Genomic DNA, 14,840 nt, shown 5'->3' on the forward strand with positions numbered 1-14,840 from the left:
GTGTAAAAAAATACTGCAAAGTAGCTATTTGGGGCTTTTTTGTTAAGCGCTAAAACCGAAGTGCGAGTAAACTTCGTCTATTGCGATGATATGGGATTTCACTATATGAAACGCTGCTTCCAATAAATTAAACTCCACATTAGTTTAGCGCCCTAAGGATCGGTAACAGGAAGCACCAATCCGAAAAGGCAGCACACCAATACATCAACAAACATACAACGACAAGAGGATCACCGTGACTGCAGGTAAATCGACCATCATCTACACGCTAACTGACGAAGCGCCGCGCCTGGCAACTTGTTCCTTCCTGCCAATCATCAGAACGTTTACTGCACCAGCCGATATCACCATCGTCAAGAGCGATGTGTCGGTTTCAGCGCGGATTCTTGCTGAGTTCTCTGACTGCCTGGCTGAAGGCCAACAAGTACCCGACAATCTGGCTGAATTAGGCCGCCTGACCCAAGAACCCGATACTAATATCATCAAGCTACCAAATATCAGTGCTTCGGTTCCCCAGCTTATTGCTGCTATTCGTGAATTGCAGACACGTGGATTTGCCATTCCGGATTTCCCTGAAGACCCGAAGACCGATGTAGAGAAAGCAATTTTGAAGCGTTATTCCAAGGCCTTGGGCAGCGCGGTCAATCCAGTATTGCGCGAAGGGAACTCTGACCGTCGTGCTCCTGCAGCGGTCAAGCGCTATGCACGTAAGAACCCGCATTCCATGTCTAAATGGAGTCCGGCATCGCGCACGCATGTTTCCCACATGCATGGTGGCGATTTCTACGCTAGCGAAAAATGTCTGACGCTGGACAAAGCTTGCGACGTCAAGATGGAACTAGTCACGAAAGATGGCAAAGTCATTGTATTGAAGAATAAGGTGTCGCTACTCAACGGCGAGATTATCGACAGTATGTTCATGAGCAAGAAGGCGCTTTGCAAGTTTTACGAAGAACAAATGGAAGACGCCCGCGTAACTGGCGTGATGCTCTCGTTGCACGTCAAGGCAACGATGATGAAAGTGTCGCATCCGATTGTTTTTGGCCATGCAGTAAAGATCTTCTACAAAGACGCTTTTGCCAAGCACGGTAAGTTATTTGAAGAACTCGGCGTCAATGCCAACAATGGTCTGAGCAGCGTCTATGACAAGATCGCGACCTTGCCAGAATCCAAGCGCGATGAAGTTATTCATGATTTGCACGCTTGTCATGAACACCGTCCAGAACTGGCGATGGTCGATTCAGCCAAGGGTATCTCCAATCTGCATGCACCGAACGACGTGATCGTAGATGCCTCAATGCCTGCCATGATCCGTCTCGGCGGCAAAATGTGGGGCGCGGATGGCCGCCCTAAAGATACCAAAGCAGTGATTCCGGAAAGTACGTTCGCCCGTATCTATCAGGAAATGATTAACTTCTGCAAAACCAACGGTGCCTTCGATCCAACTACGATGGGAACTGTGCCAAACGTCGGCCTGATGGCGCAAAAGGCCGAAGAGTACGGGTCGCATGACAAAACTTTTGAAGTGCCCGGCGATGGCGTGGCGCGTATTGTCGACTTTGACGGTAACGTATTGTTAGAGCAAAACGTGGAAGAGGGCGATATCTGGCGTATGTGTCAGGTCAAGGATGAGCCGATCCGCGACTGGGTAAAGCTGGCCGTCAATCGTGCTCGTTTATCCGGCATGCCAGCGGTTTTCTGGCTTGATGAATACCGTCCGCACGAAGCAGAATTGATCAAAAAGGTCAAAACTTACCTCAAAGAATACAATCTGTCGGGTCTCGATATCCAGATCATGTCGCAAGTTCGGGCAATGCGTTACACCTTGGAGCGCGTGATCCGCGGCAAAGATACCATCTCGGTGACCGGTAATATTTTGCGTGATTATCTGACTGATTTGTTTCCTATTATGGAACTGGGGACCAGTGCCAAAATGCTATCGATCGTGCCATTGATGGCCGGCGGCGGCATGTTTGAAACCGGTGCGGGCGGCTCGGCTCCAAAGCACGTCAAGCAATTGGTCGAAGAAAACCATCTGCGTTGGGACTCATTAGGCGAGTTCCTGGCGTTGGCTGTGTCATTGGAAGATGTCGGCATCAAAACGGGCAACAACAAGGCAAAGATTCTGGCTAAAACGCTCGATGACGCCACCGGCAAACTTCTCGACAACAACAAATCACCATCACCACGTACCGGTGAACTGGACAACCGCGGCAGTCAATTCTATTTGGCCATGTACTGGGCACAAGCATTGGCTGAGCAGACCGAAGATGCGCAGTTGCAAGCGCACTTTGCGCCTTTGGCTAAAACTCTGGCCGATAACCAAGAAAAGATCTCCGCAGAGTTCAAGGCGGTACAAGGTAAACCGGTCGATATCGGCGGTTACTTTCTGGTTGATCTGGAGAAGGTCAAGGCGATCATGCGGCCTAGTGCGACTTTCAATGCCGCTTTGAAGAACGCGCAAATCTGAAAGTAAAGTGAAGTAAATTAAAATAAAGGCAGATCTGCACCTTGACGGGTGTGGATCTGCCTTTATTTACGTACGGTGACGTAACAGCAAAAAAGTGGACTATGTCGATCCATAACTGATTACGACCACGTTTACTCTTCAATTTGAAGAGCGTCTGAAATTTTTATGTGCAGCAAAGCAGACACAGAATTATTTACACCCGCACATCTTGCGCTCCGTCCTGGCAAAATCTCCCAATCGTCAAGGCCTGGAAAGTATGGCGTTAATAGTCACTCATTTTCACTTCAACATTCTACTCATCACGTCATCTTTCAATACAAAGCGATGAAACAATGCTGCCGAAACGTGAAGAATAATCAGCGCAAAAAGAACCCACGCCATCACGCCATGGACATCGCCCATATCATGTCCGAAAGATGATCCTTTGGCGGTTAGTGCAGGTAATGGAATAATATTGAAAACCCGCACAACCCAACCACGGGATGATGCATTTGCCCAGCCCAAAAGCGGTGTGACGATCAACGCGGCGTACAAAAGAAAATGCGTTGCGCTTGCTACGCGGCGGAGCCAGAGCGACGATCTATCTGGTGGTGGTGAATGTGTTACCCGCCATACAACCCGAATAAAAATAGTTAATATCAGAGCGCCACCAACAAAGAGATGCCACCAGATACCGCCTTCAACCTTAGTATCTCGACCTACATCGTCCATCAACCATCCAATGACAAATTGTACCGAGATCAAAAATACCGTTAGCCAATGCAACGTGCGGGCAACGCCATCATATGATGACCTCTTCATTAATGGTTTTTGAATCACAATGACCTCCTAAATGGTGTTACGTCGATTTTATTAAATGTGCGTCAATAAATTCAGCAATGTATATGCGGAAAATATCTACAAAATATTCGCGGATTTTTCTTTGCCTGGCCGGTCGCAGATTGTCAGATTTTTACTATCCAAAAGCAATAGAGACTTTTACATTTTTTATATTAGATACACCGTACACGCATTGTAGAGCCTATTCCGGTAGCTTTTGGTTTGGTTGCGCGGTCACCAAGACACATCTACTAAGTATGAGTAGCAAAACTTAGGACAAGCATAGTGCACCCGTCGGAGTTGATCAGATCACTGCGCTGGCGGCGCGCTTTCTTGCCTGAATTGTTTGGGCGTCATTCCTGTTTCTCGCTTAAACGCACGACTAAAATAGGCGGGATCCTGAAAACCAAGCTCATAAGCGATACTGGATATACTGGCGGGGACGTAGGTTAACTTGCGTCGGGCTTCCAGCATCAGACGCTGCTGCGTCATGTCGAAGGCTGATTTTCCGCCTAACTTAAGGCATAAACGGTTCAGGCGAATTTCAGCAATATGCAGCTGATTTGCATACTGGGCCACGCTCCATTGTTCATAATAATGCGCTTCGACCAGTGCCCGAAAGCGACTAAACGTCTCGAAGCTGGCACGTCCGGTCAGATTGGCGCTGCGATGATCGGTGTGTTGGCGCAGTAACAGCAATAAAACGCTCCGTGCCAGCCAATCCAGCATCAACGCATGACCATCTAACGGGCTTGAAAATTCCGTCATTAAATATCCGAGTAACGACTCAATGCGTTGTCGCACTTCTGGCGCGCTGGCCAGGTCAATTGCCAACGGTTCCAAAAACAGCACGGAAAAAATGTCATCCTGCATCCCAGCCTGCGCGCCAAACAGGACGCTTTGGTCAATCGTTAGGACAAAGCCGTGCGCCTCTTGCGAAAATTCAAAACCGTGGACCACGGAGGGATGAATGGTGATTGCCGTCGGGCCCACGCAATTCCACGTAGCGCTGTCGATCTGAGCCCGAACCTGACCACCTAACAAAAACAGCACCTGAAACAGTCCACTATGCGTGTGACTGGCAATGTGCCAATCGTATAGGCGGCTCCGCGTCTCGATTAATTCGATATGTAGGAACTCAGCGGGATTGATCGGTGTGACTTCGCCATATAGGGTGAACTGGGGGATTTCGGGCGTTCTCATGACGCTTTCCGTGTGATGTGTTTGTCAAAATAGTACAAGAAATTGATGGTTTGATCCATTTTTTATTGGCGATCCATCGACTACGATCAAAGTAATCAAAAGAATAGTACAAAAATTGGAGATCACAGATGAACACACAGGTAGCGATTATCGGTGCCGGTCCTGCCGGACTATTGCTGTCACATTTATTGCATTTGAGGGGCATTGAATCGGTGGTGCTGGAATCCCGTACGCGTGCCGATATCGAATCAACCATTCGTGCAGGGGTGTTGGAGCAAGGCACAATGGACATACTAAATGAGGCTGGCGTCGGTGTACGGATGCGTAGCGAAGGTGCGCTGCATCACGGCATTGAACTTGCTTTTGGCGGAAAGCGTCACCGCATCGACTTGAGTGAACTCACCGGTCGTGCCATTACCGTCTATGCCCAGCACGAGGTCATCAAGGATCTGGTTGCAGTCCGTGTTGCCGCAGATGCTCAACTGCTGTTCGAAGTGAGTGATGTTAGCCTCCATGCTATTGACAGCGAGCAACCCTCGGTTCGGTTCAAGCATGGTGGCGAGCCACAGCAATTAAAAGCCGATTTCGTGATCGGTTGTGATGGTTTTCACGGTATCGCCCGTGCAACTATTCCAGACATTTCACGTCGCGACTATCAACGCATCTATCCATTCGGTTGGTTCGGCATTCTGGTGGAGTCGGCTCAGTCTTCGGATGAGCTAATTTATGCACAGCATGACCGCGGGTTTGCGCTGGTCAGCACGCGTTCGCCGATGGTACAGCGACATTATTTTCAATGTGATCCAAAAGATGAGGTAGCCAATTGGTCTGACGACCGCATTTGGTCCGAACTTCATACACGGTTAGAAAATCGTGACGGCTGGAAATTAAAAGAAGGCAAAATTTTTCAGAAAAATATCATTGGCATGCGTAGCTTCGTATCGACGCCGATGCAACATGGCCGGCTTTTCCTCGCAGGTGACGCCGCGCACATCGTCCCGCCCACTGGCGCTAAAGGTATGAATCTGGCGGTGGCCGACGTTCGTCTGCTGTCGATTGCGCTGGATGAGTTTTATAAAAAGGGGCAGCAAGACCAGTTGGACACTTACACTGAAACAGCACTCAAGCGGATCTGGCGCGCAGAACATTTTTCCTGGTGGATGACCAGCTTGTTGCATCGATTTGAGGACGCATCGCCATTTCAGAAAGAGTTACAGCGCGCAGAGCTGGAGTACGTCATTAGTTCACGCGCTGCATCGACGGTTTTAGCTGAAAATTATGTTGGATTGCCGTTCGTCTGAACGCCAACTACGATGACGGCGGCTTAGTCAGCAAAGGTTAAAAAGGATAAGCACGAGAATAGCAAAAGATGCGCATAAATCACCATCATCCCGATGGGAGATTTTAATTATTTTTACAAAAAACATAGGTAAGTGGTTGTGGCATTATTTGTACTGAATTTGTACTGACAATAGGCATTTTAATGCCAATATTTAATAATAATAGGAGACATTTCAATGAACCAAAGCAACAATCTCGACGATAAGGGTGCTGCGTCAAACACGCAGTCGAGCACTGTAGTGCGCCCAGCATCTGGTCCGGCATCTAGCCCAGAATCTAGCAATCCCGCGCAGACCGTCAATGTCCAGGACTTTCTTAATAATCACCCATTTTCGCCATTTCAGTGGTTAATTTTTGCATTGTGTTTTGTCGTCGTTTTATTGGATGGCTTTGACACAGCTGCGATTGGTTTCATCGCACCATCGCTTCTTAAGGAGTGGGGCATGACGAGACCCGAGCTTGCACCGGTACTCAGTGCAGCGTTATTCGGCTTAGCGGCTGGTGCATTGATTGCCGGTCCGATGGCAGATCGAATGGGACGCAAACTGGTGCTGAGTATCTCAGTACTATTGTTCGGCGTGGCGTGTACATGGTCTTCGTTCGCCCCAAATCTGGCACAACTAACGGCCTTGCGCTTCGTAACCGGCCTTGGTCTTGGTGCGGCGATGCCAAGTGCCGTCACATTGATGAGTGAATACTGCCCTGATCAACGACGCTCGACGCTTACCAACGCTATGTTTTGCGGTTTTCCTTTGGGTGCTGCATGTGGCGGTTTCCTGGCGGCGTGGATGATTCCTCAATGGGGCTGGCGTAGTGTGTTGTTGACCGGTGGTATAGCGCCATTACTGTTGGCGGTATTGATGCTGCGGTTTCTGCCAGAATCAGTACGCTACATGGTGGCGAAGGGGCAGCCAGCGCAGCGTATACGCGCCGCGCTTAGCCGTATATCGGCCACAGTGGCTGATGCCCGATCATTCGTAATGACCGAAAAAACGACGACAGACAAGGCGAAAAGTGGAGTCAGTGTGGTGCTTTCACGCACATACATTACAGGTTCGGTCATGCTGTGGTTGACCTACTTCATGGGCCTAGTGATCTTCTATGCACTGATTAACTGGATGCCGTTATTGCTGAAGGATGCCGGTTTGACACCTAAGACCGCGGCGCTCGTATCTGCCTTGTTTCCCTTGGGCGGTGTAGGTGCAATACTGTGCGGTTGGTTGATGGACCGTTTTAATGCCAATCGCGTCATCGCCGTGTGCTATACGCTCACTGCGGTGTGCATCTATGCAATCGGGCAGGTTGCCGGCAATGTCGGCGCTTTGATGCTCGTCGTATTTGTAGGAGGAACATTAATGAACACCGCACAATCGTCGATGCCCGCATTGGCGGCTGCTTTCTATCCTACGCAAGGGCGTGCCACTGGCGTCGCCTGGATGCTAGGCTTAGGTCGTTTTGGCGGAATTGCAGGCTCGTTTTTGGTCGCCGAATTAACCCGTCGCCAGTTTGGCTTCAGTGGGATATTCACGGTTCTGGCATTTGCCGGATTGATCGCAGCGGCGGCTTTGCTGGTCAAGCAAACCGCGCAAGGGAAAAGCGTTCGATGATATTAAATTAAGGTGATCCGTTCATTGCACCTTATTTTTATAATATTGAAGCCGGCGTCTGTCATGCTTTTATCTCAGCGCTCTCCCGTGTATTTCCACATCACGGGAAGCGCGCTGACTAAGCTGCGAATCTCATTTCAGCAGCTTTAAAACGAATTTTTTTCTTATATGTGTTCAGCAACAGTTGAGGTACATGTCTGAGCGTTCCCAATAAGGCTAATTCTTAATCCTTATTTCTAACGCGCCTTAGACGGTTTCAAAAAGTCCGCGTAACTTTCGTGCGGCATCCTTCATTTGCGGCAAGAACGCCATCAAATCAGTCAAACTGGCACGCGCGGTTGCAGAGTGACAAACCAGTGCGGCGGCGACTTTCCCTGTTTCGGATAACACCGGCACAGCAATGCCGACCATGCCGCGTACAAATTCCTCGTTATCTAAACCAATCCCTTGCTGGGCCAATCTGTCGAGTTCTTCTTCGAGCGCTTTCCTATCTGTCAAAGTCCGCGGTGTCATGCGCGGCAAAGGCAGTTGGTTAAGTATCTCTTTCCTTTCTAGTCGACTCATATGGGCCAACAGCAGTTTTCCACCCGCAGTGCAATGTAGCGGAAGCCGTGCACCTGGCTCGATATGCAATCTCAGCGGTTCCTGGGTTTCGACCCGATCAATATAAACAACCCGGTCCCCCTCCAGCACGGTCAGATTGCAGGTTTCTCCGATTGATTGGACCAGCGAACGCAATATTGCGCGACACGTACGTCTAAAACCGTTGTTGCCCAACGTTGCTAAAGCCAACTGGGTGGCGCGAGGTCCCAGCACATAGCCGTGTTCACCCGGAAGAATTAGTAGGTAATTGTTGGCGATCAAGGTTTCCAACAGACGTGCCAACGTAGCCTTTGGGATATTTAGCCGGGTTGCCAGTTGCGACGCAGTGATCGGTTGGGTTGCGGCAGCTACCCTTTCCAGCACAGTGATTACCCGCATCACGCGGGCTTCAAGATGCTGTATCTCCAAAGCATTTTTTGTTTTTATATCGTCCATGGTCCACGGTTTTGAGTCAAAAAAGCGATTTATCGTCTCATTAAGCCCGACTTGATAAAAAATAAGTTGAGAGCATCAGATCTTGCTTGTATTGATGGTGACAGGACGTAATTACATGACTGCTGCATACAACACACTTTAAAGTTTATACCTCGGAATTTAAGTTTATTCAATCGTCCACTATATCGGGTAATTGACGATGCTAAGCGCTTAAGAAGTATTGAGGATAGCCGAAAATAGGGCGTTTGATCAGAAGAACAATAGGGTGCATTAATCAGCCAAGTGCAATGACTAAAGGCGCATGGAGCAATGCTCTCAACGGTTACTCACCGCCGCTCATCCATTGTTGTAGTTCGAGGGATTGGCCGGTTCAAGGAAAAGGACACGTAGTATGCAAACATATGATTATGTGATTGTTGGTGCAGGTTCGGCCGGGTGCGTTTTAGCAAATCGCTTGAGTGCTAACGGCAAATATACCGTTTGCTTATTAGAGGCGGGTCCTCGTGACCGGTATGGCTGGATACACCTTCCTATCGGTTATGCCAAGACAATGTTCCACAAAACCTATAACTGGGGGTTCTACACCGAACCAGAACCAAACCTCAATGATCGTAAGATTTATTGGCCGCGCGGTCGTACCTTAGGCGGCTCAAGCTCTATTAATGGATTGGTCTATGTGCGCGGTCAAAAACGCGATTACGACCATTGGGCCGCGTTGGGCAACACCGGCTGGAGTTGGGACGACTGTCTGCCATACTTTAAGCGGCTCGAACACAACGATCAGGGCGAATCAGCGACCCGCGGCGGTGATGGCCCAATATGGGCAACCACTATTCCGGGCAATAATAAACTGGTTGATGCTTTTATTGCTGCATCAAAACAGAACGGCGTGCCAGTGGTGGCCGATTTCAATACCGGCGAACAGGAAGGTGTGGGGTATTTTCAGTTGACCACCCGTAATGGCTTACGCTGTTCGACCGCGGTTGCTTACCTGAATCCCGCACGCAAAAATAACAATCTGCATATTGAAACCGATGCGCAGGCCACACTGATTCAGTTTCAAGGTACACGGGCGATCGGCGTGGCCTACCGAAAAGGTGGGCAAGCGCAGGAAGTCCGTGCCGCGCGCGAGGTGCTTTTGTGCGCCGGCGCGTTGCAATCTCCTCAACTGCTCCAATTATCGGGCGTCGGACCGGCAGCCTTGCTACAAAAATTTGATATTCCTGTCGTGCGTGACTCACCAGGGGTTGGTGCAAACCTGCAAGACCATCTTCAGGTGCGACTGATGTACGAGGTGAGTGAAAAAATTACCACCAACGACGCGCTCAATTCAATATGGGGAAAAGCCAGGATGGGTTTGCAGTGGTTGACCGCACGGACTGGCCCTTTGGCGCTAGGTATCAATATGGCCGGCATGTTTTGTCGTGCATTACCGGACGAAAACGCAACACCAGATACGCAGTTTCACTTTGCGACCGTGTCGGCTGAACATGCGGCAGGGAATGTTCACGCTTTTTCCGGCTGTACGTATTCCGTTTGTCAGCTACGTCCGGAGTCGCGCGGACATGTCAATATCCAGTCGCGTGATCCATTTACTGCACCGTCGATCCAACCCAACTATCTGGCGACCGAGTTGGATCGTCGCACTACGATTGCAGGGGTCAAGTTTGCGCAACGCGTGGCGAATACCGCGCCGATGAAGCAATACATGAAACGCTCGTATCGACCAACCCCCGATATACAAAGCGACGAAGAAATTCTGGCTTTTTGTCGACAACACGCAACCACCATTTTTCACCCGTCAGGAACCGCCAGGATGGGGCCATCTTCCGACCCGATGGCGGTGGTCGATGCGCGACTTCGGGTTCATGGTATGTCAGGACTTCGGGTTGTCGATTGTGCAATCATGCCGACGCTCATTTCTGGCAATACCAACATACCGACTGTGATGATCGCTGAAAAAGCCGCTGACATGATTCTGGAGGACGCTGCCTCGCGAAGCTACGAGGCAACGCTGAAGATAGACACTGCAAGCGAACAAGGAGCACCCGCAACCATATCTGCGACAGCACTGGTTTAACGTTTTTGAGTTTTTCAGTTTTACAAAACATCCGAATTAATCGGAGAAAAAAGCAGGCGGGGAAAAAATATTCTCCGCATCACCATAAGAACTAACGTTTTTGGAGTGAGACATCATGGCAGCAGACCGCAATATAACAAACGTTACCAATCCAGGTAATAAGGTAACAGATAAAAAAACCCTTCGGCGGGTTGCAATGGCCAGCATCATTGGGGCAACGATAGAGTGGTATGATTTTTTCCTGTACGGCGTCGTCGCCAGTATTGTGTTGAACAAGTTGTATTTTCCGACTGGCGACCCGGCAACTTCCACGATGCTGGCGTATGCCACTTTTGCGGTAGGCTTTATGGCGCGCCCCTTGGGTGGCGTTATCTTTGGCCACTTCGGCGATAAAGTGGGGCGCAAGAGTATGCTGGTGATCACACTCATGATTATGGGCGTCTCCACGGTTGCTATCGGGCTTATTCCGACTTACAACCAAATCGGTTATTGGGCACCTGCATTACTCTTGTTTTTTCGTATTATTCAAGGAATCGGGCTGGGTGGAGAATGGGGTGGTGCCGTCTTGATGGCATATGAATATGCGCCGTCGAATCGCCGCGGTTTTTATACCAGTCTGCCTCAGATCGGATTGTCGCTGGGTGTACTGATTTCTGCCGGTTTCGTGGCGGGACTATCGGCCCTCCTGACTGAAGAACAGTTCATGGCATGGGGTTGGCGTCTTGGATTCGTGTTGTCGTTTGGCTTGGTTTTGTTTGGATTATGGATACGCCTGAAGGTCATGGAAACGCCTGAGTTTGCGCAATTAAAGCAAAATCGTGGTGAAGCCAAGATACCCTTCACCGATATGATCAAGCGCTTCCCAGGCAATATTTTGTTAGGGTTGGGTGCGCGCCATATTGACGGTGTTTTCTTTAATATTTTCAGCGTTTTCTCCATCAGCTACCTCACTAAAACCATCGGGATGACACGTACCGATGCGTTGATAGGTGTGATGATTGGCGCAGCGGTGCTGACCGTTTTTATCCCTATTTTTGGGCGTTTATCCGACAAAGTCGGTCGTCCCGCCTTATACACCTGGGCCTCGATTCTTACTGGCCTGAGTTGCTTCCCTGCATTTTGGATTATGTCGCATGCCGGTGGTAATACCACGTTGATATGGGCCGCGATCGCGGTACCGTTTGGCATTATCTATGCTGCGGTCTACGGCACTGTTGCCGTCTTTCTGTGCGAGCTTTTCGATGCACGTGTGCGCTATACCGGCATTTCATTCGTGTATCAATTCTCTAGCGTGATTGCTGGTGGTGTTACTCCAATTGTGGCGACCATATTATTGACCATGAACGGGGGCAAACCGTGGCTCATTTGCAGCTACGTCTTGGGTACCAGCGTTGTGTCTTCTATTTGTGCTTATGCTATTCGGCGTCGTGCTGTTGCTGCGCGTGCAGCAGGCGTCGAACACTACGGCGAAATTCAGAAGACTTCCCAAGCAGTAACTTCCACCGCTTAATAAGTAGGTCTGACAACCTCAATGAGGAAAATAAAATGACAGAGCATTCACAATATTCAGTCCCCGCATCTACCTTCATTAGCGCGTTCAAACGATGCGGTATTGATTTCATTACGACCGTACCTGATATGTTGCAAATCGCATTGCACCAATCCCTGGACAATCCAGTACATGGTATCAAAGTGGTGAATTGCACCACCGAAGATCAGGCCATTGAAACTGCGGCTGGATTGTATGCCGGTGGGGCGAATTCTGCCGTGCTGATACAAAACCAGGGGTTCTATGCTGGGATTAATAGTGTGCGCGCGTTGGGACTGGACTCTGGAGTGCCACTTTTTTTCGTTATCGGGCAATTTGGACGAGAGTTTTCTAATTTGGGTCAAGATCCGTTGCAGTCCAAACGTCGCATGGTGCGCATGATGGAGCCGCTACTCGACACGCTCGACATTCCCCACTGGCGTTTGGAAGGACCGCAAGACAGCGACAACATCGAGAAAGCATGGTGTGCTTCGCGCGAGCGTAAAGGACCTGCCGCTTTGTTGGTCGGTCACTTTGTAGGCTGGTAGCGGACCGGTAACAGGCAATAAAGGATCTAATGGTCCTTTGTCTCGTTAGTTCCGAAACCCGCGCAACAAGAAAAAACTGTTAACGATGTACCAAGAGGGAATGCATATGATGATGACATTAGAAGCTTGCGAAGTTCTCGCCGAAGTGCGTGGTGACGCAATTGTGGTGTGTACGATGGGCGCGATGAATGCGCTCGATAAATTACCGATATCGCCGCTGACGATGGCCTGCGTACCGTTGATGGGTGGCGCGGCTTCGATTGGACTAGGATTGGCGTTGGCGCGTCCGGAGAAAAAGGTATTCGTGCTAGACGGCGATGCCAGTCTGTTGATGGAGCTTGGCAGTCTGGTATCGGTCGCTCAGGCGGCACCGCCTAATTATTTTCATTTTTTGGTGAATAACGGTGTCCAATTTGCAGGATTAGGCAATTTGGTAACACCAGGACACGGCAGCGCCGATTTTACCGGTCTAGCAAAGTCAGCCGGTTATCGTTCAACGTATCGCTTTACCTCAGTGACAGCGTTAAAAGAAGGAATCAATGCGGTCCTGAACGGTGTCGCGCCCGCGTTTGTTGAACTTGTAGTGGGTTACGATAAACCGGCCCTTGGTATCGACAATCCGTCGATCGAGATGACTGATGCGCGCTTTACCCGCATGGGCGACGAGATCAGGCGAATCAGGGCGCATCTCGGTGTAGAAGCCGAGGTATAACGTTTGATACCTCGCAATACGTCAACATAGGGACATGTAATTCACCGCTAATCCACCCGTTGCCTGTTTTCATTATGTTTTAACCGAACGGGTGGATTTTTCCTTTTCTCTTAGTTACTCTTCTCCTGCCCCTGTCGTAGCCGCGTACTGAACAGCGCAGCCAGCACTAGAATTCCGGCCATGATTAGCAAACCGTTGGTCACTTTGCCGGTAGTCTGCTCAATGATTCCCATCACCGACGGACCGATAAAGCCGCCGATCAACCCGCACGTATTGACCAAAGCCAGACCGCCAGCTAATGCCGGTCCGGCAAGACGGGACGATGGATAAATAAAGATAATCGACTGCACTACAAAAAACATAGACGCTGTCAGGCAGAAACCGATCATTCCAACAAGCGGCCCAGACAAGGCGGCCAGTAGCAAACCGACCGACATGATGATCAAGCCGTTAAACAGTATTTTGCGGCAGCGTTGGGGCGTGTTTGCGTAGCGTGGCAAGATGGCTGCGCCAGCCGCGGCGGCAAGCCACGGTACCGAGTTTAACAAGCCAATTTGCAAAGGCGTCAATTTGGCGTACGTTGCGATAATACTTGGCAGGAAAAAGATCACGGTATATATAGTAATCTGATGGCAAAAATAAACCAAAATCGCAAGCCAGATTTGTTTATCGGCAAGGCATTGTTTGAACGAATGCCCGACTTGTCCGGATTGCATTTGCTCGGCGCGCTCAGCAGCCAGACGTGACTCAATCGTCTGCGCCTCTTGCGGCGTTAGCCAACTCGCGGATGAAGGGCCATCCGGCAATTTCTTCCATACGACAAATGCCAGGACGACCGCAGGCAATCCTTCCAGCATAAACAGCCATTGCCAGCCGTGCCAGCCAAACAGCGTGTCCAACTGGAGTAATGCGCCGCCAACCGGACCGCTAAGAATATTGGCGATACAGACACCGAGTAAAAAATAGCCGGTAGCGCGTACCCGCTCTTCACGGCGAAACCAATACGTCAGATACAACATCACACCGGGGAAAAGTCCTGCTTCCGCAGCGCCAAGCAGCAATCGCATGACATAGAACGACGTTTCTCCCTGTATGAAGGCCATGCTACAGGACAGGATTCCCCAGGTAATCATAATCCGCGTGATCCAGAACCGCGCGCCAACCTTATGCATCATCAGATTGCTAGGAATTTCAAACAAGGCATACGTCAGAAAAAATAACCCGGCACCCAGGCCATACGCCGCCGCCGAGATACCCAGATCAATCCCGATTGCGTGCTTGGCAAGAGCAATGTTGGTTCGATCCAGAAAACTGATCACGTACGCTATCACCAACAACGGCATCAGCTTACGAAACACCGTTCGGTCCAGCGTACTTTGTGTTGAATGCAACATAGTCTGCAATTCTGCATTTGCATTAATTGCCATGAAATGGGTCTCCTCTTAACTCTCAAAATAGTTTAAAACGGTCGCGAGCTTTGTTGCTTCTTATCGA

Annotated in this window: 11 protein-coding genes; 7 read left to right on the forward strand and 4 right to left on the reverse strand. The window is 49.8% G+C overall.

Annotated features, from left to right (window positions below; all coding sequences use genetic code 11):
* Positions 1-235 precede the first annotated feature (235 nt).
* Positions 236-2,470: an NADP-dependent isocitrate dehydrogenase gene (locus RGU75_RS18830; RefSeq protein ID WP_322238589.1), complete on the forward strand. Its 2,235-nt coding sequence runs from the start codon at positions 236-238 to the stop codon at positions 2,468-2,470.
* Between the two features lie 279 nt (positions 2,471-2,749).
* Here RGU75_RS18830 and RGU75_RS18835 read toward each other — a convergent pair whose 3' ends face one another.
* Positions 2,750-3,271, reverse strand: coding sequence for a cytochrome b (locus RGU75_RS18835; RefSeq protein ID WP_322238590.1), 522 nt, complete (start codon positions 3,269-3,271; stop codon positions 2,750-2,752).
* A gap of 327 nt (positions 3,272-3,598) precedes the next feature.
* Complete coding sequence (locus RGU75_RS18840) at positions 3,599-4,492, reverse strand: helix-turn-helix domain-containing protein (protein WP_322238591.1); 894 nt, start codon at positions 4,490-4,492, stop codon at positions 3,599-3,601.
* A gap of 128 nt (positions 4,493-4,620) precedes the next feature.
* Between RGU75_RS18840 and RGU75_RS18845 the strand changes: the two genes are divergently transcribed.
* Together RGU75_RS18845 and RGU75_RS18850 are read left to right on the forward strand one after the other, a co-directional pair.
* Entirely contained in the window at positions 4,621-5,793 is a 1,173-nt protein-coding gene (locus RGU75_RS18845) for a 4-hydroxybenzoate 3-monooxygenase (RefSeq protein ID WP_322238592.1), read from the forward strand.
* Between the two features lie 216 nt (positions 5,794-6,009).
* A complete protein-coding gene (locus RGU75_RS18850) occupies positions 6,010-7,440 on the forward strand; it encodes an MFS transporter (RefSeq protein WP_322238593.1) in 1,431 nt (476 codons plus the stop codon).
* Between the two features lie 246 nt (positions 7,441-7,686).
* On the opposite strand, the gene RGU75_RS18855 is transcribed toward RGU75_RS18850, so the two are convergent.
* On the reverse strand, positions 7,687-8,478 hold the full coding sequence (locus RGU75_RS18855) for an IclR family transcriptional regulator (RefSeq protein ID WP_322238594.1): 792 nt from the start codon (positions 8,476-8,478) through the stop codon (positions 7,687-7,689).
* 391 nt (positions 8,479-8,869) lie between these two features.
* Between RGU75_RS18855 and RGU75_RS18860 the strand changes: the two genes are divergently transcribed.
* The 4 genes from RGU75_RS18860 to RGU75_RS18875 all read left to right on the forward strand — a co-directional run bounded on the left by RGU75_RS18860 (position 8,870) and on the right by RGU75_RS18875 (position 13,346).
* Positions 8,870-10,558: a choline dehydrogenase gene (locus RGU75_RS18860; protein ID WP_322238595.1), complete on the forward strand. Its 1,689-nt coding sequence runs from the start codon at positions 8,870-8,872 to the stop codon at positions 10,556-10,558.
* 115 nt (positions 10,559-10,673) lie between these two features.
* Positions 10,674-12,068 (forward strand): MFS transporter, encoded by a 1,395-nt coding sequence (locus RGU75_RS18865; RefSeq protein ID WP_322238596.1) that lies wholly within the window; start codon positions 10,674-10,676, stop codon positions 12,066-12,068.
* A gap of 35 nt (positions 12,069-12,103) precedes the next feature.
* Positions 12,104-12,634, forward strand: coding sequence for a thiamine pyrophosphate-binding protein (locus RGU75_RS18870; protein WP_322238597.1), 531 nt, complete (start codon positions 12,104-12,106; stop codon positions 12,632-12,634).
* Between the two features lie 106 nt (positions 12,635-12,740).
* The gene (locus tag RGU75_RS18875) at positions 12,741-13,346 is read left to right on the forward strand and encodes a thiamine pyrophosphate-dependent enzyme (RefSeq protein ID WP_322238598.1); all 606 of its coding nucleotides are present in this window, start codon (positions 12,741-12,743) and stop codon (positions 13,344-13,346) included.
* Between the two features lie 110 nt (positions 13,347-13,456).
* Here RGU75_RS18875 and RGU75_RS18880 read toward each other — a convergent pair whose 3' ends face one another.
* Positions 13,457-14,740 (reverse strand): MFS transporter, encoded by a 1,284-nt coding sequence (locus tag RGU75_RS18880; protein WP_322240661.1) that lies wholly within the window; start codon positions 14,738-14,740, stop codon positions 13,457-13,459.
* Positions 14,741-14,840 lie beyond the last annotated feature (100 nt).

Source organism: Glaciimonas sp. CA11.2 (genome assembly GCF_034314045.1).
Taxonomy (GTDB): Bacteria; Pseudomonadota; Gammaproteobacteria; order Burkholderiales; family Burkholderiaceae_D; genus Glaciimonas.